This is a genomic window from Aquamicrobium sp. YD-1-mutant5, assembly GCF_059509755.1.
This window is the reverse complement of record NZ_JCAKKP010000002.1, coordinates 259,247-283,112: the sequence shown is the minus strand read 5'-3', so window position 1 is coordinate 283,112 and position 23,866 is coordinate 259,247. Positions and strand designations below refer to the sequence as shown.

The 23,866-nt window shown below is 65.3% G+C and carries 18 protein-coding genes; 15 read left to right on the top strand and 3 right to left on the bottom strand.

All coding sequences use genetic code 11. The features are described 5' to 3' along the window. Positions 1-56 precede the first annotated feature (56 nt). The 11 genes from AC5XE7_RS03910 to AC5XE7_RS03860 all read left to right on the top strand — a co-directional run bounded on the left by AC5XE7_RS03910 (position 57) and on the right by AC5XE7_RS03860 (position 15,118). Positions 57-1,025, top strand: coding sequence for a helix-turn-helix domain-containing protein (locus AC5XE7_RS03910; protein WP_495364886.1), 969 nt, complete (start codon positions 57-59; stop codon positions 1,023-1,025). 164 nt (positions 1,026-1,189) lie between these two features. Then, a complete protein-coding gene (adh, locus tag AC5XE7_RS03905) occupies positions 1,190-2,707 on the top strand; it encodes an aldehyde dehydrogenase (RefSeq protein WP_495364885.1) in 1,518 nt (505 codons plus the stop codon). A gap of 69 nt (positions 2,708-2,776) precedes the next feature. Then, positions 2,777-3,136, top strand: a complete 360-nt coding sequence (locus AC5XE7_RS03900; protein ID WP_495364884.1) for a DUF779 domain-containing protein — start codon at positions 2,777-2,779, stop codon at positions 3,134-3,136. Positions 3,137-3,419: 283 nt separating this feature from the next. Further along, positions 3,420-4,877, top strand: coding sequence for a phospholipase D-like domain-containing protein (locus tag AC5XE7_RS03895; protein ID WP_343060849.1), 1,458 nt, complete (start codon positions 3,420-3,422; stop codon positions 4,875-4,877). A 209-nt stretch (positions 4,878-5,086) separates the two neighbouring features. Further along, entirely contained in the window at positions 5,087-5,935 is an 849-nt protein-coding gene (locus AC5XE7_RS03890; RefSeq protein WP_495364883.1) for an endonuclease/exonuclease/phosphatase family protein, read from the top strand. A gap of 121 nt (positions 5,936-6,056) precedes the next feature. Then, positions 6,057-7,883, top strand: a complete 1,827-nt coding sequence (locus tag AC5XE7_RS03885; protein WP_495364882.1) for a sigma-54-dependent Fis family transcriptional regulator — start codon at positions 6,057-6,059, stop codon at positions 7,881-7,883. Between the two features lie 365 nt (positions 7,884-8,248). Further along, the gene (locus AC5XE7_RS03880) at positions 8,249-10,402 is read left to right on the top strand and encodes a hydantoinase/oxoprolinase family protein (RefSeq protein ID WP_495364881.1); all 2,154 of its coding nucleotides are present in this window, start codon (positions 8,249-8,251) and stop codon (positions 10,400-10,402) included. A gap of 14 nt (positions 10,403-10,416) precedes the next feature. Continuing rightward, positions 10,417-12,726 (top strand): hydantoinase B/oxoprolinase family protein, encoded by a 2,310-nt coding sequence (locus AC5XE7_RS03875; RefSeq protein WP_239801595.1) that lies wholly within the window; start codon positions 10,417-10,419, stop codon positions 12,724-12,726. A 66-nt stretch (positions 12,727-12,792) separates the two neighbouring features. Further along, positions 12,793-13,302 carry an acetone carboxylase subunit gamma gene (locus tag AC5XE7_RS03870; protein ID WP_495364880.1) on the top strand — a complete coding sequence of 170 codons (510 nt, stop codon included), beginning with the start codon at positions 12,793-12,795 and terminating at the stop codon, positions 13,300-13,302. Positions 13,303-13,521: 219 nt separating this feature from the next. Continuing rightward, a complete protein-coding gene (locus tag AC5XE7_RS03865; RefSeq protein WP_495364879.1) occupies positions 13,522-14,049 on the top strand; it encodes an RNA polymerase sigma factor in 528 nt (175 codons plus the stop codon). Between the two features lie 124 nt (positions 14,050-14,173). Further along, entirely contained in the window at positions 14,174-15,118 is a 945-nt protein-coding gene (locus tag AC5XE7_RS03860; RefSeq protein ID WP_495364878.1) for a FecR family protein, read from the top strand. Here AC5XE7_RS03860 and AC5XE7_RS03855 read toward each other — a convergent pair. Further along, positions 15,108-15,353 (bottom strand): hypothetical protein, encoded by a 246-nt coding sequence (locus AC5XE7_RS03855; RefSeq protein WP_495364877.1) that lies wholly within the window; start codon positions 15,351-15,353, stop codon positions 15,108-15,110. The genes AC5XE7_RS03860 and AC5XE7_RS03855 overlap by 11 nt on opposite strands. Before the next feature lie 121 nt (positions 15,354-15,474). On the opposite strand from AC5XE7_RS03855, the gene AC5XE7_RS03850 reads away from it, so the two are divergent. Next, entirely contained in the window at positions 15,475-16,083 is a 609-nt protein-coding gene (locus AC5XE7_RS03850; protein WP_495364876.1) for a biliverdin-producing heme oxygenase, read from the top strand. Between the two features lie 92 nt (positions 16,084-16,175). Here AC5XE7_RS03850 and AC5XE7_RS03845 read toward each other — a convergent pair whose 3' ends face one another. Beyond that, positions 16,176-18,485: a heavy metal translocating P-type ATPase gene (locus tag AC5XE7_RS03845; protein WP_495364875.1), complete on the bottom strand. Its 2,310-nt coding sequence runs from the start codon at positions 18,483-18,485 to the stop codon at positions 16,176-16,178. 352 nt (positions 18,486-18,837) lie between these two features. Here AC5XE7_RS03845 and AC5XE7_RS03840 point away from each other — a divergent pair, with 352 nt between their 5' ends. Then, on the top strand, positions 18,838-20,610 hold the full coding sequence (locus AC5XE7_RS03840; RefSeq protein ID WP_495364874.1) for an ABC transporter ATP-binding protein: 1,773 nt from the start codon (positions 18,838-18,840) through the stop codon (positions 20,608-20,610). Between the two features lie 382 nt (positions 20,611-20,992). On the opposite strand, the gene AC5XE7_RS03835 is transcribed toward AC5XE7_RS03840, so the two are convergent. Beyond that, entirely contained in the window at positions 20,993-21,652 is a 660-nt protein-coding gene (locus tag AC5XE7_RS03835) for a TetR/AcrR family transcriptional regulator (RefSeq protein ID WP_495364873.1), read from the bottom strand. A 274-nt stretch (positions 21,653-21,926) separates the two neighbouring features. Here AC5XE7_RS03835 and AC5XE7_RS03830 point away from each other — a divergent pair, with 274 nt between their 5' ends. Continuing rightward, positions 21,927-23,426 carry an MFS transporter gene (locus tag AC5XE7_RS03830; RefSeq protein WP_495364872.1) on the top strand — a complete coding sequence of 500 codons (1,500 nt, stop codon included), beginning with the start codon at positions 21,927-21,929 and terminating at the stop codon, positions 23,424-23,426. Between the two features lie 21 nt (positions 23,427-23,447). Beyond that, positions 23,448-23,846 (top strand): hypothetical protein, encoded by a 399-nt coding sequence (locus AC5XE7_RS03825; protein WP_495364871.1) that lies wholly within the window; start codon positions 23,448-23,450, stop codon positions 23,844-23,846. The last annotated feature ends 20 nt before the right edge of the window (positions 23,847-23,866 follow it).

Here is a 23,866-nt window from a genome sequence, read left to right as displayed (position 1 = left end):
TCCTGAAGCAACGCACGGCGTTTTGTGAGGCAAAGGAAGCCGCCCGGGAGGAGCCGATGGGTGCATCCGTAGTTGCGCAGCATGCCAGCAGAATTCACGCTGCCATCGAATCCGACGCCGCCGCGAAATCGGCGCTGGTCGCCTCATGGCGGCGCTCGTCGGCGCTGCACAAGCTCGACCCGGCTGAGCGCAGGGCGCCACAACGGGTCACCGATCATGAGCTCAATCACGCCCGCCAGCGTGTCGAGCGGCTGCTGCGCGCCTCGCAGGCGAGCCTCGACCGGCTTTATCTGGCGGTGGGCGGCATCGGTTGCTGCGTGCTGCTGGCCGACCGCGAAGGCGTGCCCATCGAGCGGCGCGGCGCTGCCGCCGACGACGAGACGTTCGAGCACTGGGGGCTGTGGACGGGCACCGTCTGGAGCGAGGAGAGCGAAGGCACCAACGGCATCGGAACCTGCCTCGTGGAAGGCCGCTCGCTGACCATCCACCGCGACCAGCATTTCTATTCGAAGAACACGCTTTTGTCGTGCACCACCGCGCCGATCTACGACCATGAGGGCAATCTTGCCGCCGCGCTCGACGTTTCGTCCTGCCGGGCGGACCTGACCGAGAGCTTCATTCACCTGATCGCCATGGCGCTTGGCGATGCGGTGCGCCGCATCGAGGCGGAGAACTTCCGGCTCGCCTATCCGGACGCGCGCATCGTGATGGCGCCGACGCCCGATCAGGCGCCGGGCGCGTTTCTGGCCGTCGACCGGGACGATCTGGTGGTGGGTGCGACCCGCTCTGCCCGCATCGCCTTGGGCCTGACTCCGGAAGTGCTGGCCCGTCCACTGCCCGCCGCCGATCTGCTCGGCGGCGACACCAGCTTCTCGGAGGACCTGCGGCAGGCGGAACGCATGGTGCTGGAACGCGCGCTGATCCGCTCCAACGGCAATGTGACGGCGGCAGCGCGCGCGCTTGGCATGTCGCGCGCCACGCTGCACCGCAAGCTCGGCAGGTTCGGCCTGCGCGGCGCGAACTGACCGGCGGTTTTTTCGCCGCCGGCATTTTTCTACGGACAAGTGTCGCAAGGCTGAGACAGTTGGCCTGAAGCATCTGCCATCGACGGGCTGACACGGAGCACAGGTAAGGAAACACTTCACTTCGACGCGCCGCATGAGGCGGTGCTGTTTTCTGGGAGGAAGACATGAACAAAGTGGAATTCCATCGAACCGCCAAATCGCCTTACGCCAAGAGCTACGGCAATTTCATCGGCGGCAAATACGTACCTTCCAAATCCGGCAAGACCTTCGAGAACACCTCGCCGGTGAACGGACAGGTTCTGTGCGAGATCGCCCGCTCGGAAGCGGCCGATGTCGAGGCGGCACTGGACGCAGCCCATGCCGCCCGCGAAAAATGGGGCCGCACGAGTGCCGCCGAGCGCGCCCTTCTGCTCAACCGCATCGCCGACAGGATGGAGGAAAACCTCGCCACGCTGGCGCTTGCGGAAACATGGGACAACGGCAAGCCGATCCGCGAAACGACGGCCGCCGACATTCCGCTGGCCATCGATCATTTCCGCTATTTTGCCGGCGCGGTGCGTGCGCAGGAAGGCGGCATTTCCGAGATCGACCACGACACGGTGGCCTACCACTTCCATGAACCGCTCGGCGTGGTCGGGCAGATCATTCCGTGGAACTTCCCCATCCTGATGGCGGTGTGGAAGCTTGCCCCGGCTCTCGCCGCCGGCAACTGCGTGGTGCTGAAGCCGGCCGAGCAGACCCCGGCCTCGATCCACATCCTGCTCGGGCTGATCGCGGACATCCTGCCGCCCGGCGTGCTCAACGTGGTCAACGGCTTCGGTCTGGAAGCCGGCAAGCCGCTCGCCTCCAACCCGCGCATCGCCAAGATCGCCTTCACCGGCGAGACGACGACGGGCCGGCTGATCATGCAATATGCCAGCCAGAACCTCATTCCGGTGACGCTGGAACTCGGCGGCAAGTCGCCCAACATCTTCTTCTCCGACGTGGCGGCCAAGGATGACGATTTCCTCGACAAGGCGATCGAGGGCTTCGTCATGTTCGCGCTCAATCAGGGCGAGGTCTGCACCTGCCCGAGCCGGGCGCTGATCCACGAGAAGATCTATGACCGCTTCATGGAAAAGGCGATCAAACGCGTCGAGGCCATCGTGCAGGGCGACCCGCTCGATCCCGCCACCATGATCGGCGCGCAGGCATCTTCCGAGCAGCTTGAAAAAATCCTGTCCTATCTGGATATCGGCAAGCAGGAAGGGGCGCAGGTGCTGACCGGCGGCGAGCGCAACGAGATGCCGGGCGATCTCGCCGGCGGCTACTACGTCAAGCCGACCGTCTTCAAGGGCACCAACAAGATGCGCGTCTTCCAGGAGGAGATCTTCGGGCCGGTCGTGTCCGTGACCACCTTCAAGGATGATGAGGAAGCGCTGTCGATCGCCAACGACACGCTCTACGGTCTGGGTGCGGGCGTGTGGACCCGCGACGGAAACCGCGCCTACCGCTTCGGCCGCGCCATTCAGGCCGGACGCGTGTGGACCAACTGCTACCACGCCTATCCGGCCCATGCGGCCTTCGGCGGTTACAAGCAGTCGGGCATCGGCCGCGAGAATCACAAGATGATGCTCGATCACTATCAGCAGACCAAGAACATGCTGGTCAGCTACAGCCCGAAGAAGCTCGGCTTCTTCTGATACGCACTGCGAAAGGGCGGTGCGGCCCTTGCGGCCGCGCCGCCGCTCACGCGACGGCAGGAGGTTTCGATGTCCGACACGGCTTCTCTGGGAAAAGTCTCGGCCACGCCGGAGGCGATCAGGCTGCTGGACGAGATCATCGCCGATCACGGCCCGGTTCTGTTCCACCAGTCCGGCGGCTGCTGCGACGGCTCCTCGCCCATGTGCTATCCGCGCGGCGACTTCATCGTCGGCGACCGCGACGTGCTTTTGGGCACGATCGGCGACACACCCGTCTATATCAGCGAATCCCAGTATGAGGCGTGGAAGCACACCGACCTCACCATCGATGTGGTGGCAGGGCGCGGCGGCATGTTCTCGCTCGACAATGGCCGCGAGAAGCGCTTCCTCACCCGCTCCAATGTCTGTGCCGTCGCTCCCGATCCCTGAGCCGGCGATCTGACCGGCGCGTATCCGGCATCCCGGCGCGCGATCCCTGCCGCGGCTTCTTTCCCCGCCCCGGCGATCCACGTCATCGCCCGCATGAGGCCGATGCCCGCCCGCGCGTGAAGCCTCGCCAGCACGGGGGAAGGGGTGGTGCGGGCGATGGACTTCGCAACGGCATCGCTTCATACTCGCTTCATTCATCAAGCGCCCGGACTCAGGACACGGGGGTCAGATTTCGGCCACCGACGGTCCCCCGGCCTGCGGATTTTTTTGGAGCGTTGCGCGCGTGTGGACTGTGTTGCAGGAATACTGGCCGCATATACTGGCGGTCATTTCCTTCGTGATTGCCGCCATCGCGGGCATTCATGCCGCCATGACCAAGGAGGAAGTGCGCTCGGCCATAGGCTGGGTGGGCGTGATCATGCTGTCGCCCATCGTCGGCGCGCTGATCTATGCCGTGGCGGGCGTCAACCGCATGCGCCGCGACAACATCGCCGCCGAGCGCTCGGCCGCCGGCCACGGCAAATCCTCGCATCCGGGTGCTGACGTTACCGACGAGCTGGTGGCGCAGCGCTTCGGGGGGCGGTTCGCGGCCCTCAAGCGGGTCGGCGACAGGCTCACCCATCATCACATGGTCTGTGGCAATTCCATCGGGATGCTGAAGAGCGGCGATCAGGCCTACGGGGCGATGATCGAAGCGATAGCGGGTGCGCAACGCAGCATTCTTCTGGAAACCTATATTTTCGACCGCGATGCGATCGGCCTGCGCTTTGCCGATGCGCTGATTGCGGCGGTGAAACGCGGCGTCACCGTGCGGGTGCTGATCGATGCGGTCGGCGCGCGCTATTCGGTGCCCAGCATCGTCGGCTATCTGCGCGAAGGCGGGGTTCAGGCGCGCGTCTTCAACGGGCGCATCATCGTTGGCCTGCGGCTGCCCTATGCCAATCTGCGCACCCACCGCAAGATCCTCGTGGTCGACGGGGCCGTCGCCTTCGCCGGCGGCATGAACATCCGGCAGGGGTTCACCAGCGAATTCGCCGGCGACGCCAGCGCCCGCGACACGCATTTTCGCATCCGGGGCGCCGTCGTGGCCGACATATTCGCCATTGCCGCCGAGGACTGGCTGTTTGCCACCGACGAAAGGCTGGAGGGCGAAGCGTGGGAAATCCAGCCCGCCGAGGTGGAGCCCGGTGCGCCGCTTCTGATGCGGGCGCTTCCTTCCGGCCCCGACGCCAGCCTCGAAAGCAACCACAAGATGCTGATGGGCGCGTTTTCGGTGGCCAACAGCACCATCCGCATCATGTCGCCCTATTTCCTGCCGGACCGGGAGCTGATCAGCGCGCTGAACACGGCCGCCCGCCGGGGCGTGACCATCGACATCGTGGTGCCGGCCGCCAACAATCTGCTGCTCGTCGACCGGGCGATGACGGCCCAGTTCGATCAGGTCCTGAAAGGTCATTGCAGGGTGTGGCGCGACGAAGGCCCGTTCGATCATTCCAAGCTGCTGGTGATCGACGGCACCTGGGCGTTCGTCGGCTCCTCCAACATCGATCCGCGTTCGCTGAGGCTGAATTTCGAGATCGATCTGGAAGTCCTCGACCGGGATTTCGCCGGCCAGATCGACGCCCGCATTGCCGCCATCGTGGCCCATGCCCGCCCGGTGAAACTTGCCGAACTGCGCGCCCGCCCGTTCGCCCGCCGGCTGGTGGACCGCATTCTGTGGCTGGGTTCGCCTTATCTTTGACAGGAAGGTGCTTAAAGCATGTCGCTCGAAAGTGGGAACCGGTTTCGAGACAACGACATGCTTAAAAACAAGAAGTTAAAGCGTGAGGAGCGAATCTGAAAGATCGCGACACGCTTTAGTCTTACGCAGGCATTGCATGGGCTTGTGCGCCTGCCTACCTTAAGGAACCGAATCCCGATTCATGCGCAGTCAGGGGAGACGAAGACATCATGCAGAAGCTTGGGGCTGGCCTTCCCGCCAGCATACTGGAGCGGCTTCGCGTGCGGCGCGACCATGCGGGCGAAGTGCCCGCAGTCGAGCATGGCGGCCGGCACGGCATGGTGGTGGCGTCCTACAACGTTCACAAATGCGTGGGCACGGACGGCAGGTTCGACCCCGAACGCATCGGCCGGGTGATCCATGAAATCGGCGCCGATGTCATCGCCCTTCAGGAGGTGGACAAGCGCTTCGGCGACCGACAGGGTCTTCTCGACCTTGCGAGACTGGAACGCGAGGCCGGGCTGACGCCGGTGCCCGTCTTCGGACGGGCGAAGTCGCATGGCTGGCACGGCAATGTGGTGCTGTTCCGGCGCGGCGCGGTGCGCGACGTGCATCAGTTCACGCTGCCCGGACTGGAGCCGCGCGGCGCCATCATGACCGAGATCGATCTGGAAGCCGGTGGCAGTCTGCGCGTGGTTGCCGCCCACTTCGGCCTGCTGCGCCATTCGCGCACGCTTCAGGCCCGCATGATCCTCGACATCATGAACGCCCGCGATTCCACGCCGACCGTACTCATGGGCGACCTCAACGAATGGCGTCTCAATGACCGCTCGGCGCTGTCGATGTTCGAGGCGGCCTTCGGACCGATGCCGCGCGCGGTGCCGAGCTTTCCCTCGCGCCTGCCGCTGTTGGCGCTCGACCGCATCATCGCCAACCGCACCGACATCGTCTCGCCGGTGATCGTGCACGACACGCCGCTGGCGCGGATCGCTTCCGACCACCTGCCGATCAAGGCGTTTGTCAGGCTGGACGGCGAGGATACCGGCGATGGCGCGCAGGAGGGCCGCGCCGCCGCATAAGCGGCAACGAAAGTTGCCGGCTTGGGTGCATGCACTTTTACGCAAGCACCAGATAATCGCGCTTACATCGCGAAGCATGCTGCACTATGATCCGTCTTCGCCATTTGCTCGGGAGGAACAGATGGTCACCAGCATTACCAAAAGCGACTGGGAAGCGTTCATGGCCGTTGGGCGTGTACCTCTCAGTGTCAGGGAGCTTGTGCTGCAAAGCTGGCAGCGCAGCGCCCGCAGTGGCGTCACCAGTCTCAAGAGCGCGCCCAAGGTGGGCGAAAGCGAGCTGCTCGCAGGAAGGCGCGATGCCCGCAGGCTGCGGCTCGGCGCCCGCGCAGCCCTTCAGAAAGCCGGCTATCTCCTGAACCACAGCGGGAACATGCTGCTCCTGTGCAACGACAAGGGCGTGGTGCTCGACGTGGCCGGCGACGAGGCCACGCAGGCGCGGGGCCGCGAAAACCACCTGCATGTCGGCGGGCGCTGGTGCGAATCCGCCATCGGCACCAATGCCATCGGCACCGCCATTCACCTGCGCCGGCCCATGCAGATCAGCAGCGTCGAGCATTATTGCGAGGAAATCCACCGCTGGAACTGCGCCGCCACACCGATCACCGATCCGGCCGATGGCAGACTGCTCGGCGTCGTCGATATTTCATGGCCCAACGATGTGGAGCAGATGAACGCGGCAGCGCTTTCGGCGACGCTGGCTTTGCAGATCGAATCCGATCTCGGCCGCCACTACGCCATGGAGCGGGCAAGGCTGGTGGAGCGCCTGCACATGCAGCGCCCGAGGCTGAGTTCCGATCCCGTTCTGGTTCTCGACCGGGCCGGCCGCGACCTCTTCGCCACCGAGGATTTCCGGCGCCTGTGCGCCGATCCCGAGGCTCTCAATTCGCTGCGCGCCCGCATTCCCGACCTTATGGAGCAGGTGCCGGAAGCGATCGCCGAGGAATTGTCCGGCGCGCTGCCGGGAGCCGATCTGGAGGTGATCGCCGAGGGCGAGGATGCGGTTGGCGTCATGCTTTCCCTGCGCCGTACGCGGCCGGTGCCGATCAGCCCGGGCGCCGAGCTCGACAAGATCGCCCGCATCGGCCCGGTGACGTTCGAGCTGTGCAGCCAGGCCCAGCGCCTTGCCGGCGCGCATATCCCGATCCTGATCGAGGGAGAGACCGGCACCGGCAAGACCTTTCTTGCGCAGGCGATCCACCGCGCCAGCCCGCAGGGCTCCGGCCGCTTCGAGATGCTGAACTGCTCCACCCTGACCCATGAGGGGCTGCGCGAGGACCTTGCCCGCGAAACGCGCCGCTCGGCCATGCTGGAGCAACTGGCCGAAAGCGGCGGCGCGCTGTGCCTCGACCGGCCCGGCGCCACGCCGCCGGAAGCGCAGAAGCTGCTGCTCAGCCTGCTGGAGCAGGTCAGCGCCCGCGCGCGCACCGGCATCAAGCTCCTGTCGCTGTCGTCGACGCCGCTTTACGAGGCCATGCAGGAAGGCAGGTTCCGCGGCGACCTCTATTACCGGCTGGCCGGAGCGCGGCTGGTCATTCCGCCCCTGCGCACGCGCCGGCAGGAGATCATCCCCTCGCTGAACATGGTGGCCGAGCGCCACGCGCGCACCGGCGGCAACCGCAGCCTGCGCTTCACCGCAGCCGCGCTCGCCACGCTGGAGGCCTATCACTGGCCGGGCAATCTGCTGGAGATGTCCAACCTCGTCGCGACGCTGGATGCCCTGTCGCACAGCGGCCTGATCGACGACAAGGACCTGCCGTCCGAGATCCGCCGCCAGTCTGCGGAGCGGGAGGATTTCACCCTGCGCGGCTCGGAAAAGGCCGACATTCTGGAAGCCATCGATCGTTCCGGCGGCAACCTCACGGAGGCGGCACGCCGGCTCGGCATCGCCCGTTCCACCCTCTATCTGAAGCTCGATTCCTACGGCATCGATCGCCGGCGCAAAGACTGAAGGAACTGCGCCGGCTTGCGGGTGGTCTCGCCTGTTTGCCAAGCGCTGAAACAGCCCGGCCTTTTACGCTGACGCATAGCCACCACGCATATCTTCCTTAATGATCGCGGAAGCCCGACCATTCCGGAAAATATCGGATTCCTGCGCCTTGTGCCTGTTTTCATTGCATTTCCGGTTTGCCGAAGAGCATCCGGCGGCGATGAAAAACGCCGTGGCGGGTTCGGCTGCGCCCTGTTTCTTCGCGTCCGCAACATGTCCGTCAGGGTGTCCGAAAATCGGACACCCGGCCTGTCCGTTCTGCCTTCACAGTCCCCCCTGCGACCTGTCCCGACATTGCGGACGTGGTCCTGAAGGGAGGATATTCAATGCAATTGGACAAACAGAACAGTCGCACGGTCCAGGTGCTCGGCATCGATGCCGGCGGCACCATGACCGACACGTTCTTCGTCGATTCCGACGGAGAGTTCGTTGTCGGCAAGGCGCAATCGACGCCTGAAAACGAAGCGCTCGGGCTGATCGAAAGCTCGCGCGAGGGACTTGGCCAATGGGGAATGACCCTCGACGAGGCGGTTTCCACCATTCAGACCGGCGTTTATTCCGGCACGGCGATGCTCAACCGCGTCGTGCAGCGCAAGGGCCTGCGCACGGGCCTCATCGTCAATGCCGGCATGGAAGACTTCCACCGCATGGGCCGCGCCATTCAGGCCTATCTCGGTTTCGCCTATGAAGACCGCATCCACCTCAACACCCACTATTTCGACGATCCGCTGGTGCCGCGTCACCTCACGCGCGGCGTGATGGAGCGCGTCGACATGTTCGGCAAGGTCGTGATCCCGCTGCGCGAGGAAATGGCGCGCACGGCCGCCCGCGAACTGATCGAGCAGGACGTAGAAGGCATCGTCATCTCGCTCCTGCACAGCTACAAGAACCCCGCCCATGAGCGCCGCGTGCGCGACATCGTGCAGGAGGAAGTCGACAGGTCCGGCAAGTCGATCCCGGTGTTCGCGTCGACCGACTACTATCCGGTGCGCAAGGAAACCCACCGCACCAACACCACCATCCTCGAAGCCTTCGCCGCAGAGCCTTCCAGAAAGACGCTCCAGAAGATTTCGGGGTCGTTCAAGGAACATGGCTCGAAATTCGACATGCGGGTGATGGCCACCCATGGCGGCACCATTTCCTGGAAGGCCAAGGAACTGGCCCGCACCATCGTTTCCGGGCCGATCGGCGGCGTCATCGGCGCCAAATATCTGGGCGAGGTTCTGGGCTACAAGAACATCGCCTGCTCCGATATCGGCGGCACCTCGTTCGACGTGGCGCTGATCACGCAGGGCGAACTGTCGATCCGCAACGACCCGGACATGGCCCGTCTCGTGCTGTCGCTGCCGCTGGTGGCGATGGACTCGGTCGGCTCCGGCGCGGGCAGCTACATCCGCCTCGACCCCTACACCAAGGCAATCAAGCTCGGACCGGACAGCGCCGGTTATCGCGTCGGCGTGTGCTGGGCGGAATCCGGTGTCGAGACCGTCACCATCTCCGACTGCCACGTCATCCTCGGCTATCTCAACCCGGACAACTTCCTGGGCGGGCAGGTGAAGCTCGACCGCGAACGCGCCTGGAACGCGATGAAGGAGCAGGTGGCAGATCCGCTCGGCCTCACCGTGGAGGAAGCAGCGGCCGGCGTCATCGAGCTTCTGGACAGCGAGTTGCGCGACTATGTGCGCTCGATGATTTCCTCCAAGGGCTACAGCCCGAGCTCCTTCACCTGCTTCTCCTATGGCGGGGCGGGGCCGGTCCACACCTATGGCTATACCGAGGGTCTGGGCTTCGAGGACGTCATTGTTCCGGCATGGGCGGCGGGCTTCTCGGCCTTCGGCTGCGCGGCCGCGGATTTCGAGTATCGCTACGACAAGTCGCTCGACATCAACCTTCCGCAGGAAGCAGCCGACACGCAAAAGCAGGAGCAGGTCGCCCAGCTCAACGATGCGTGGCAGGAACTCGCCCACCGCGTTCTGGAAGAGTTCGCGCTCAACGGCTACAGCGCCGACCAGGTCACGCTCCAGCCGGGCTTCCGCATGCAGTATCGCGGCCAGCTCAACGATCTGGAAATCGAGAGCCCGATCGACACCGCCGTGACCGCCGGCGACTGGGACAGCCTCGTCGAAGCCTTCAACGATACCTATGGCCGCGTCTATGCCGCGTCCGCCCGCTCGCCTGAGCTTGGCTATTCCGTCACCGGCGCCATCATGCGCGGCACGGTTCCGATCCCGAAGCCGAAGATCCCCTTCGAGGAAGAGGGCGGCGAAACACCGCCGGAGGAAGCAAAGCTCGGCACCCGCAAATTCTACCGGCACGGGAAGTGGGTGGATGCCCAGCTCTACCAGATGGAGACGCTGCGTCCCGGCAACCGCATCAAGGGGCCTGCGATCATCGAATCCGACGCCACCACCTTCGTCGTGCCGGGCGGCTTCGAAACCTATCTGGACGGCCACCGCCTGTTCCACCTGAAGGAAATCTAGGGAGGAAGACCAAGATGAACATGCACACGAAACTGGACGGCATCGTGCGGGGCGGCGAGACTCTGAAAGAGCACCGCGACCGCCTGATGGATGCCACGAAGAAGACCGGCCACTATGGCGGCATCAGCAAGATGGAGCTGCGCGATAGCCAGCCCATTCTCTACAACAAGCTGTTTTCGCGGCTCCGCGCCGGCGTCGTCGACGCCCGCGAGACGGCCAAGAAAATCGCGGCTTCGCCGATCGTCGAGCAGGAAGGTGAACTTTGCTTCACCCTCTACAACGCCGCCGGCGACGCCATCCTCACCTCGACCGGCATCATCATCCATGTCGGCACCATGGGTGCGGCGATCAAATACATGATCGAGAACGGCTGGGAGCATAACCCCGGCATCAACGACAAGGACATCTTCTGCAACAACGACTCCCTGATCGGGAACGTGCACCCCTGCGACATCCACACCATCGTGCCGATCTTCCACGAAGAGAAGCTGATCGGCTGGGTGGGCGGCGTCACCCACGTCATCGATACGGGTTCGGTGGGTCCGGGCTCGATGTCGACCGGACAGGTGCAGCGCTTCGGCGACGGCTATTCCATCACCTGCCGCAAGATCGGTGCCGACGACACGCTGTTCCGCGACTGGCTGCATGAATCGCAGCGCATGGTGCGCACCACGCGCTACTGGATGCTGGATGAGCGCACCCGCGTCGCCGGCTGCCACATGATCCGCGATCTGGTCGAGCAGGTGATCGCCGACGAAGGCATCGAAGCCTACTGGAAGTTTGCCTATGAGGCGGTCGAGCATGGCCGTGTCGGCCTTCAGGCCCGCATCAAGGCGATGACCATCCCCGGCAAGTATCGTCAGGTCGGTTTCGTCGACGTGCCTTACGAGCATGAGGACGTGCGGGTGCCGTCCGACTTCGCCAAGGTCGACACCATCATGCACACGCCTTCGGAGATGACGATCCGCAAGGACGGCACATGGCGGCTGGACTTCGAGGGCTCGTCGCGCTGGGGCTGGCACACCTACAACGCCCATGCCGTCTCCTTCACCTCGGGCATCTGGGTGATGATGACGCAGACGCTGATCCCGACCGAGATGATCAATGACGGGGCGGCCTACGGCACGGAATTCCGCCTGCCGAAGGGAACGTGGATGAATCCGGACGACCGGCGCGTGGCCTTCAGCTACTCATGGCACTTCCTGGTTTCGTCGTGGACCTCGCTGTGGCGCGGCCTCAGCCGGGCCTATTTCGGGCGTGGCTATCTGGAAGAGGTCAATTCCGGCAACGCCAACACCTCCAACTGGCTGCAGGGCGGCGGGTTCAACCAGTATGACGAGATCCACGCCGTCAACTCGTTCGAATGCGCGGCCAACGGCGTCGGCGCCTCCGCCATCGCCGACGGCATCAGCCATGCCGCCGCCATCTGGAACCCGGAAGGCGACATGGGCGACATGGAGATCTGGGAGCTGGCCGAGCCGCTCATCTATCTCGGCCGCGAGATCAAGGCCTCGTCGGGCGGTGCCGGCAAGTATCGCGGCGGCTGCGGGTTCCAGTCGCTGCGCATGGTCTGGAACGCCAAGGACTGGACCATGTTCTTCATGGGCAACGGCCATATCAGCTCCGACTGGGGCCTGATGGGCGGTTATCCGGCAGCCTCAGGCTACCGCTTCTGCGCGCACGACACCAATCTGGAGAAGATCATCGCCGATGGCGGCGAAATCCCCTCCGGCGGCGACACCGACCCGCAGAACCCAACCTGGGACGCCATGCTGCCCGACGCGAAGATCAAGCGCGACAAGCAGGCCATCACCACCGAGGCGATGTTCAAGGACTACGACCTCTACCTGAACTACATGCGCGGCGGTCCCGGCTTCGGCGATCCGCTGGAGCGCGAGCCGCAGAAGGTGGCCGACGACGTCAATGGCGGCTACCTGCTCGACCGTTTCGCCGACACGGTCTACGGCGTGGTGCTGGTGAAGACGGCCGACGGGCTGGTGGGGGTCGATGAGGCCCGCACAGAGGCAAGGCGCGCGGAGATCCGCAAGGAGCGTCTGGCCAAAGCCGTGCCGACGAAGGAGTGGATGGCGAAGGAGCGCAAGCGCATTCTGGCCAAGGATGCGGGCGTGCATGTCCAGCAGATGTTCGCAGCTTCGTTCAAGCTCGGGCCGGACTGGGCGAAGGGCTTCCGCAAGTTCTGGGATCTGCCGGACGACTGGCAGCTTCTGGAAGCGGATCTGCCGATCCCGTCCTACGGCCGCGAATATTCGATGGATATTTCCGAGCTTCCGGACGTGAAGACCGTTCAGTTCGTCGACGAATGATGCGCCGCGGGCGCTCCGCACCGGAGCGCCCGTCATCAGCCCCGTCACCACAATGAGGAGGAAAAAATGGCCTACACAAAAGCGAAGATCAAAGACCTCGTCGACGGCAAGATCGACCGCGACACGCTGCACACCATGCTGTCCACGCCCAAGGACCGCGAACGCTTCCAGATGTATCTGGAAATCCTGCAGGAGCAGGTGCCGTGGGATGACCGCATCATCCTGCCGCTCGGCCCCAGGCTCTACATCGTGCAGCGCGCCGGCGACAGGCGCTGGGTCGTCAAGAGCCATGCCGGGCATGAGTTCTGCGACTGGCGCGAGAACTGGAAGCTGCATGCGGTGATGCGGGTGCGCGAGACGCCGCAGGAGATGGAGGAGCTCTATCCGAAGCTGATGGCGCCCACCAGCACATGGCAGGTCATCCGCGAATATTACTGCCCCATTTCGGGCGACCTGCTCGACGTCGAGGCGCCGACCCCGTGGTATCCGGTGATCCACGATTTCGAGCCGGATATCGACGCCTTCTACGAGGAGTGGCTCGGGCTGCCGCTGCCCGAGCGGGCCGAAGCCGCCTGAGGCCCGTGAAGCGCCATGTGCTGCCGCGCGCATGGCGCTTCAACACAGATGCACGCCGCCCGGAAGCGGAAACCGGCTGCGGGCAGCATGCGAAGGACAGCAACGTGCAGCGCGTTGCAGGAGGAAAGCTTAGAACGCCTCCAAATCATTGACGTTGCGTGATTTTTTCAATGTCGCTAAGAGGGTTGTCGTTCCCGTTCCTGCAAAGCAGCGAAAGCGATGAATGCGACTGCCCCGGACGCGTATCACGAACTGATCTCCCTCTACCTGCGCCAGTGGAGCGTGCTGCGGTCGCGGCTGAAGCGGCAGACCGGCTCACACGAACTGGCAGAGGACGCCCTTCAGGAAACCTGGCTCAGGCTTTCGCGCATGAAGGGCGGGCCGATCGACATCCGCGACCAGCATGCCTTCATTCTGCGGGTGGCCAGCAACATCGCCATCGATCTGGCCCGCAGGGAAAACCGCCATGGCGGACGCTGCATCAGCGACGAGGCGGTGCTGGCAGCCATCGAGGATGCCTGCCCCTCGCCGGAACGCGTCGTCATCGACCGCGACCAGTTGCGGCTGCTGGTTCTGGCCTTGTCGCAACTGCCCGCCAGGCCGCGCAAGGCGCTGCTGATGAACCGCTGCGACGGTCTCACCCATCGCGAGATCGCGGGGCGGCTCGGCGTTTCTGAAAGCATGGTGGCGCGCTATCTGGTGCACGCGCTGCGGCATTGCCGCGATCACTTTCGCGACCAGCTCTGATTTTTTTCGCGGGCCGAAGTGCAATATTCCCCGCTCCGTTTCGTCCTTGCTGTAGGGGCTCCCATGCAGGGCTCCCTGCCTGTGCGGAGCAAAGCATGACCAGTGAGGTGGAGGCGGCCGGCTCATGAAAGCGGATGGCAGGCAAGGGCATGCCGATACGGCGCTGAGCGACGAAGCGCTCGAATGGCTGGTGAAGCTTCATTCCGGCCGGGCTTCCGAGGCGGACCATGCCGCCTTCACCCGATGGCGCAACCGCAGCCCCGGACATGAGGAAGCGGCACTTGAGGCCGAAGCCATCTGGAACGGGCTGGGCATCGCCGGCAGCGGCCTGCGCGACGCCCACCGGCAGCGCGTCACCCGCCGCGCCATACTGGGCGGCGCAGCGGTCGCGGTGTCGGGAGCAGCCCTCTATGGCAGCGGGATCGTGGGCCCCCATCTGTTCGCCGATCACACGACCGGCATTGCCGGGCAGCGCAGCATTGCCCTGCCGGACGGCTCCACCGCCTTCCTCAATGCCGACACGGCATTGTCCGTCGATTTCACGCAAGCCCGGCGAGGTCTGCGCCTGTTCAGGGGACAGGCGACCTTTACGGTCGCCCATGATCCGGCGCGCCCCTTTGTGGTCGATGCGCAGGGTGGGCACGCGCGTGCCGTCGGCACCGTCTTCGATGTCGATATCCGGCCGCGCGAAGTCGCCGTGACCGTGCTGGAGGGCGTGGTCGCGATATCGGGGCCGGGACAGGAGGCCTCGCCGCTCACCGCCCATGCCGATCAGCGCGTGCGCTATGGCGACGATGGCATTTTCGCGCCGGCGGAAAGCGTCGATGCCGAGATTGAAACCGCGTGGCGGCGCGGCAAGCTGATCTTCAATCGCCGGCCGCTGGGCGACGTGGTGGCGGAAATCGGCCGCTATCGCAGCGGCTCCATCCTTGTCGCGGGCGCAAGCCTCAGCGCGCTGGAAGTGACCGGCGTGTTCGATCTGCGCGACCCGGAGGCCGTGCTTGAGGTCATGGAGCAGACATTGCCGATCCGCATCACCCGGCTGCCCTTCCTGACGATCATCCGCTGAGCATGGCAGCGCGCCGGGTCTTTGCGTTTTCGCCGTGGAGCAGGATCTCCGTCGCCACCCCCTGCGCCGCAATATGGAAGGAAAAACCATGAATGGGGAGCCTGGGAAGATGCATTTTTCCGTTGAGCGCGGCCCGCGGCGGGAGGCGTTTCGCATGTCGCCCGCGGTTTGGAACGGATGCGCCAAAGACGATGCGGGCTGCGCCAATCTTGCGATAGACAACGGCGCCGGCCATGACTACATGAATGTCTTATTGATGCCGCGCCCGGCCGCTCAAGGAGCCCCAGCCTGACGGTAAAACTCCGACGCGTGCCCGGCAGCGGGCGCGAGCCACCAGCAATCGAGGGATTTTGATCATGACCGACGCCGCCGTTCTGGACCGACCCACCGAGCTTTCCCGCTCCAAGCGGCTGAAAGCGGCCACGGGCGACACCCATGAGCGCCTCGACAAATCGATCATGGCGGGCGAGCCCTTCGCCAGCCGCGAGCGCTACGCGCTGTTCGTGAAGGTCCAGCACGCCTTCCACCGCGAGATCGATGCGCTTTACGACGATGCGGCGCTCGACGGCCTGCTGCCCGACCTTCAGGGCCGCCGCCGCCTGAAGCAGATCGGGCAGGACCTGACCGACCTCGGCTTCGAGATTCCCGCCTATGAGGGCGAGCCGGCGTTCAAGGCCGGCGAGAAGGCCGATGTGGCAACTGCCATGGGCTGGCTCTATGTCGCCGAAGGCTCCAATCTGGGCGCTGCCTTCCTGCTCAAGGATGCGCTGAAGCTCGGCCTTTCGGAAGAGTTCGGCGCCCGCCATCTGGCCGGCGCGCCGGAAGGTCGCGGCCTGCACTGGCGCACCTTCACCGCAGCGCTCGACGCCGTCGACCTGTCGGCGGAAGAAGAAGCCCGCGTCATCGCCGGTGCCGAGGCGGCCTTCAACCGCGTCCACTCGCAGGTGCGCAGCGTATTCGGCTGATTTTCAGCATCCGGTCCCGCCTTCGGGATCACCCATGAAAAAGGCGGCTCCGTTTTTCGACGGAGCCGCCTTTTCTGTTTGAAGCGCCGCAGTCAGTGGACCGGCTTCGACGGCCTGAAAGCCAGCAGGCGCATGGCGTTCATCGTCACCAGAACGGTGGCGCCGGTGTCGGCCAGCACCGCGATCCACAGGCCCGACAGGCCGGTGACGGTGGTGATGAGGAACACCGCCTTCAGCCCGAGCGCGATGGCGACGTTCTGGTGAATGTTGCGCATGGTGGCGCGCGACAGACGGATCATGCCGGCGACGTCTCCGATGCGGCTGCCCATCAGCGCGGCGTCCGCTGTTTCCATGGCCACATCCGTGCCGGAACCGATGGCGACGCCGGCACTGGCCGCCGCAAGGGCAGGGGCGTCGTTGATGCCGTCGCCGACCATGACGACCTTGCCGTTGGCGGCGAGCTTGCGGATTTCCTCCACCTTGTTCTGCGGCAGCAATTCGGCCCGCACCTGCATGCCGAGCTTTTTGCCGATGGCGTTGCCGGTGCGGGCGTTGTCACCTGTCAACATCACGCTGTCGATGCCGAGGCGCGACAGTTCGGCGATGCCCGCGGCGGCATCCGGGCGCGGTTCGTCACGCATGGCGACGAGGCCGGCGGCCACGCCGTCGGCTACAATCACCGCCACGGTCTTGCCGTCGCTTTCCAGTGCGGCGGCGGCCTCTGCCAGTTCCTTCGACACGCTGCCCGCCTCGCCGGCAAAGCGCGGCGCGCCGATGAAGATGGCCTGCCCGCCGGCGCGGCCTTCCATGCCACGGCCGGCTATGGCGCGGATGTCCTCGCCTGCGATGAAGGGGGCGGCAAGCTCCGTCGCATGATCGACGATCGCCGTGGCCAGCGGATGGCTGGATTCGCGCTCTATCGCCGCCGCAATCGCGATCAGCCGTGCCGCGTCGCCATCGGCGGCGACCACGTCCGTCACCCTCGGCTTGCCGAGCGTCAGCGTGCCGGTCTTGTCGAAGGCGATGGTCTTCGTCTGGGCGAGCGTCTCGATGACGGCGCCGCCCTTGATCAGCATGCCCTGCCGGGCCCCGGTGGACAGGCCGGAGGCGATGGCCGCCGGAACGGAGATGACCAGCGCGCAGGGGCAGCCGATCAGCAGCAGGGCAAGGCCGCGATAGATCCACTCGTCCCAGGTGCCGAAGCCGGCCAGCGGCGGCACGATGGCCACCAGCGCCGACAGCGCCACGATGGCGGGCATGTAGACGCGCGAGAAGCGGTCGATGAAGCGCTCGGTCGGCGCCTTGGCTTCCTGCGCGTCCTCCACCAGCGCGATGATGCGGGCGATGGTATTGTCGGACGGCGCGCGCTCGACGCGGATGCGCAGCGAGGCGTCATGGTTGATGGAGCCGGCAAAGACGTTGCTGCCTTCCTGCTTGGCGACGGGAATGCTTTCGCCGGTCATCGGCGATTCGTCGACGCTTGAGACGCCGGCGACCACCACGCCGTCGGCCGGGATGCGGTCGCCGGGGCGGCACACCACGGTCTGGCCGATGGCCAGCGCATCGGTGGCGACCTCGCGCAGGCTGCTGCCTTCCGCCACCATGGCGGTGCGCGGAATGAGCGAGCCCAGCGCCTTGATGCCCGAGCGCGCCCTTGCCGCCGCCATGCCTTCCAGCACCTCGCCGATGAGGAACAGCAGCACCACGACCGCCGCTTCCTCAACCGCGCCGATGATCAGCGCGCCGATGGAGGCGATGCTCATCAGCATCTGGATGGTGAACGGCGCGCCCATGCGCGCCGCCGCGAAGGCACGTCTGGCGATCGGCGCCACCAGCACCAGCGTTGCCACCGAAAACACATAGCGGCTGCTTGCCGGCCAGATGAACTCGGCCGCGAAGGCCAGCGCCACCAGCACCACGCCCAGCGCCGCATGGCGCGACTTCACGCTTTGCCACCACGGCTTTTCGCTGCGGGCGGAAGGGGGAGCCGAAGCGGCAGGGGAGGCAGGGGCAGCAGTGACTTGGTCATCGGCGTGGTCATGGCCATGGTCATGATCGCAAGCCGCGCCATGGGCGTGGTCGTGTGCATGGGTGTGGGCATGCCCGTGCTCATGCGCATCGGCTTCGGCGGACGGCAGCGGGGAACCGGCCTTGCCATCCAACAGGGTCGGCTCGAAACCGAGGCTGCGCACGGCCTTTTCGATGGAGCCCACCGGGGTCTGCGCCACATCGAGCGACAGCGCCAGCCGTTCCCGCGTCACCGAAACATTGACATCCGAGACGCCGGGCAGATGGCCAAGTGCTGTGGTGATGGTGCCCGCGCAACTGGCGCAATCCATGCCTTCGACGCGGAAGACGAGCGCTTCCGCATTGCCGCCGCCTGATGGTCCTGACCGGGTCATGATGCAATTCCTTCTTCCAGTCCGGCCACTGTAGTTTCTCTAGCGGCTAGAGGTTCAAGGGGCATTTTGCGAATTTTTTCAGTGCAATGGTGCTGGCCTCATCGGTTTGCGCGAACTGGGCGCGGAAAGCCGCTTGAAGAAGGCGCGCCGGCGGACGATAGTGCCGCGGCTCCGACTCGAAAGGGGCGAATTGCGGGAGGCCGCGCCGGCGCATCGCGAAAGACGCATGCAGTCCGGCCCGCGGCGTACCCATGAAAACCGACAGGCATCGCCATTTCGCGCCACGCCGAGGCAGGCTGCGGACCCGGCGACACCCGGATCAATCAACCCCAGCGCGGGAATGGAAGCGGCGATGACCGATACTGCATTGCGGACTGCTGACCAGCCGCTCCGGAAACGCGACGTGATGAAGCGGTTCGCCACCTATTACCGGCCGCACCGCAAGCTGTTCGCGCTCGATTTCGGCAGCGCGGTGGTGGCGGGCCTGCTGGAACTGGCCTTCCCCATGGCGGTGACGGTGTTCATCGACCGGCTGCTGCCGACCGGCAATCTCGGCGTGATCGCGCTTGCAGCGCTCGGCCTGCTGGTCGTCTATGCGGCGAGCGCCGGCCTGCACGTGATCGTCACCTACTGGGGCCATATGCTCGGCATCCGCATCGAGACCGAGATGCGCCGCAAGGCCTTCGACCATCTCCAGAAGCTCTCCTTCGGCTTCTTCGACAACATCAAGACCGGCCATCTGGTAGCGCGGCTGACCAAGGATCTGGAGGAGATCGGCGAGGTCGCCCATCACGGCCCCGAGGACGTGTTCATCGCCGTGATGACGCTGATCGGCGCCTTCCTGCTGATGCTGTGGGTGCATGTGCCGCTGGCGCTGATCACGGCCATCATCCTGCCGCTGTCGGCCTTCATCACCATGTATTACGGCGGGCGCATGACCCGCACCTGGCGCGCCATATACGGGCGCGTGGCCGAGTTCAACGCCCGCATCGAGGAGAATGTCGGCGGCATCCGCGTGGTGCAGGCCTTCGCCAACGAGGACCACGAGCGCAGGCTGTTCGCCGAGAACAACCGCAACTATCTCGCCACCAAGCTGGAAGCCTACAAGGTGATGGCGGCGTCCATGTCGCTCTCCTACCTGTCCATGCGGTTCGTGCAGGTGGTGGTGATGCTGGCCGGCTCCTGGTTCGTGGTGCATGGCGAGCTGACGCCGGGCGGCTTCGTCGGCTTCCTGCTGCTGGTCAACGTGTTCTTCCAGCCGCTGCAGATGATCAACACCATCATCGAGATGTATCCGAAGGGCATTGCCGGCTTCCAGCATTACCTGCGCTTCCTCGACACAAGGCCCGACATCGCCGACCGGCCGGGCGCCATCGAGGCCCGCGGGCTGAAGGGCGACATCGAATATCGCGATGTGCGCTTCGGCTACGGTTCGGACCGGCCGGTGTTCGAGGCCCTCAACCTGAAGGTCAGGGCGGGTGACACGGTGGCCTTCGTCGGCTCGTCGGGCGCCGGCAAGACCACGATCTGCTCGCTGCTGCCGCGCTTCTACGAGGTGGAGGCCGGATCGATCCTGATCGACGGCATCGACATACGCGACATGACGCTGAAGTCGCTGCGCTCGCATATCGGCATCGTGCAGCAGGACGTGTTCCTGTTCGCCGGCACCATCCGCGAGAACATCGCCTATGGCAGGCTGGACGCCAGCGAGGCCGAGATCACTGATGCCGCGCGCCGCGCACGGCTCGACCAGGTTATCGCCGCGCTGCCGGCCGGCCTCGACACCGTGATCGGCGAACGCGGCGTGAAACTGTCGGGCGGGCAGAAGCAGCGGCTGGCCATTGCCCGCATCTTCCTGAAGAACCCGCCGATCCTGATCCTCGACGAGGCGACCTCGGCGCTCGACACCGAGACGGAACGGGCCATCCAGCAGTCGCTGGCGGACCTGTCGGAGGGCCGCACCACGCTGGTGATCGCGCACCGGCTGGCGACCATCGCCAATGCCGACCGCATTCTGGTGGTGGAGCAGGGCCGCATCGTGGAGGAAGGCAGCCATGCCGAGCTGCTGGGACGGCCGGACGGACGCTACCGCACGCTGCATGCCGCGCAGGCGGCGGCGCGGTAACGTTCCCTGACAGCGACGGAGCAATCGCGGCGGCAATTGCGATCGGACCGGCCAGCGATCCTGCGCCGGTCATCGCATAGGGGCAAAGACTCGGACCCTTTGTGGTTACCGCATCTGTGCGCGGTCAGGTGAACCCGCCCGACTGCGAAAGCGCCTGCGGTTCGGGCAACAGCTGCCTTCAGAGCATCTTGCAGCCAAATGGATAGATTTGGCGTCGCATAAACGCGGCAAAACAAACGGACAGATCATTTCATCGATGCCGTGAAACGGTGAAATGATCCAGAGCATTTTCGGTGAAAAAGGGATCACCTCCAATGCTCTATCTCTTTGTTTCTACGCAGTTCCGGACGCAAAATCGCTTCGCACTTTTGCTGGAACTGCTCTAGCGCGTCAGCATCCGCCCCAGCATGTCTTCCAGAATTTCGCACAGCGGTTCCGGGTCCAGCCGGGCGGAGGCGATGGCGTCATCGACGACGCCGTGCATGCCGTCGAACAGGATGAAGGCGGCGGCGCGGGTGTCGGGCAGGTTCCATGCGCCGGCCTTCTGCCCCGCGTCCAGCAGGGCAGCCAGCTGGTCGATCACCATATCCTTTTCCTGCGAGCGGCGGCGGTCATGGGTGAAGTCGTGGAACACCACGTCATGCAGGCGGAAATTGGCGACATAGGCGCTGACGGCACCGCGCAGCCATGCCCTGAAGCGGGCATGATGGTCATCCGGCGCACAGGCATCGATGGCGGCCTGCGCGCGTGAATTGAAGTCCTGCGAAAAGCGCGACCGCAGCGCCAGCAGCACATCCGCCTTGGTCGTGAAATAGTGATAGAAGGTGCCCTTCGCGACACCGGCCCTTGCCACGATGTCATCGACGGTGGTGGCATCCAGACCCTTTGAAAGGAACAGCTCGGCCGCCGCCGCGATCAGGTGCCCGGTGCGCACTTCCGCCGGCAGAACCCGGCGCTGGCGGCGCGCGCGCGGCATTTCCGGTTTCACATCCGATTCCGGTTCAGATGACGGTTCCGGGCGAGGGCTTGTCGCTGCGCTCATTCCAGCCACTCCATTGCGTTCCTTCATCAGGGCCTGACGATTTTCGCCCCGTCCATGCGGTGAAAACATCCTATCTGGTTGTTTTCACATGCTTCCTCACAGAGGCGGCCCGCCGGCCGCTCCATCGGTGCTCTATTGCATATTGGACGGGTTTGGCAAACAATCAAGCTATTGACCGACGGTCGGTCGATAATATAATGATGAGTAATAAACTCAACATTACGGTTTTACACGCATGCCCAACTCGCCAAAAAGCCCCGGATCCCGCAAAGGAATGGCGGTCGCCGCCGTCTATCTCGGCACTTTCATGGCCACGCTCGCCATCAGCATCGTCACCGTGGCGCTGCCCGCCATTCAGACCGGGCTGTCCACCGATCTCGCCGGCCTGCAATGGGTGGTGGGCTCCTACGCGCTGTGCCTGTCGGCCTTCATGCTTTCGGCCGGCCCCATCGGCGACCGCTATGGCCGCAAGCGCGCGTGGCTCGGTGGCGTTGCGCTGTTCGTGACCGGCTCGGCGATCTGCGCGGCAGCACCTTCGCTCGCCGTGCTGATCGCCGGCTGCGCGCTGCAGGGCATTGCGGGCGCGCTGGTCATTCCCGGGGCGCTTTCCATCCTCACGCAGGCTTTCCCCGATCCGGGCGAGCGCGCCCATGTCATCGGCGGCTGGTCGTCGTTCAGCGGCATTTCCCTGATCGTCGGCCCGATGCTGGGCGGGCTGCTGGTCGACAATATCGGCTGGCAGAGCATCTTCCTCATCAACCTGCCGGTCGGCGCGGCAGCGCTTGTGCTGGGCATGGCCGGCATCAGGGAAAGCTCCGATCCCGATCACGCCGCCCTCGATCCGGCCGGCCAGTTGCTGAGCGTGGTGTTTCTGGGCGCGCTCACCTATGCGCTGATCAGCGCCGGGAACGCCGGCTGGGGTGCGCCGGTGGTGATGACGGCGCTGGCCGTCGCCGTGGTCGCGCTCGTGCTGTTCATCGTGGCCGAGATGCGGGCGGCAAAGCCCGTTCTGCCGGTCGACCTGTTCCGCGACCGCGCCTTTGCCTCGGTGAACTTCGCCTCCTTCGTTCTGGGATTTGCCGGCTACAGCAGCCTGTTCCTGTTTTCGCTGTTCCTGCAGAAGGCGCAGGGCTGGTCGGCCACGCAGGCCGGCTGGCGCATGGCGCCGGTGTTCGCGGCCATGGCGTTGTTCGCCTCGCTGTTCGGCCGGCTGGCGCGGGCGCACGGGCTGCGGCGGCTGATGATCCTCGGCTATGTGCTTCTGGGAGGGTCCATGCTGGCCATGGTGCTGTTCACCTCGCACACCTCCTATCTGGCGATCGCCCCGCTCTTTGCCCTTCTGGGCATCGGGATGGGTCTGGCGGTGCCCTCGACCGGGGCCGCGGCCATGGAGGCGGCGCCGCGCGAGCGCACCGGCACGGCCTCGGCCACCATGAATGCGCTGCGCCAGGGCGGCATGACCATCGGCATCGCCCTTCTGGGCACGGTGATGGGCGCCCGCGCCATCGCCTCCATGAGCGACACGCTGGCCGGCTCGGGCGTGGCGGACGCCGCAGCCCTTGCCGGCAGCGCCGTGCGCCGCCACGCCATGCCGGCCGGGCTCGACATGGCGCCCGACACCTTCCGGGAGCTGCTGACCTCAGCCTTCGCCCATGGCTTTTCGTTCGCCACCGGGATCGCCGGCATATGCGGCCTGATCGCAGCCCTTGCGCTGGCGATTGCCGTGCGTGGCCGCCGCGCGGCGCCCGCCGCTGCCGCCATGGATGAAGCCTGATCATTATCGAGGAGTAGCGACATGAAATTCTTCCGCGAACTTGAACCCGACATCCATCTGGGCGTCGGCGCGCTCGAAACCGAGCAGGATGGCCGCGACTGGGTCGCGGAATATGATGCGCTTCTGGCGCGTGGCCGCGCGATGGTCGTCGTGGTGCGCGAGGGCGACCGGCCGCAGCCGGGCGCCGGCAAGCCGATGGTGCTGTGGATGAAGGCGCGCAAGGCCGAGCTTGGACGGCTGGTCGCGGCAACCGTCTTCATCTTCGAGGACGAAGCGGAACGGCAGGCCATGGAACTGGCCCTGCCCGGTCGCTCCAAGGCCTCGCCCTATCCCATGGTGCTGGCGACAAGCGAGGCAGATGCGCTCGAAAAGGCCCGCCAGCGCCTGAAGGCAGCCAGCACGGCAGGCGCGATGGCCTGAGCCCGCACGCTGCGGGCCGG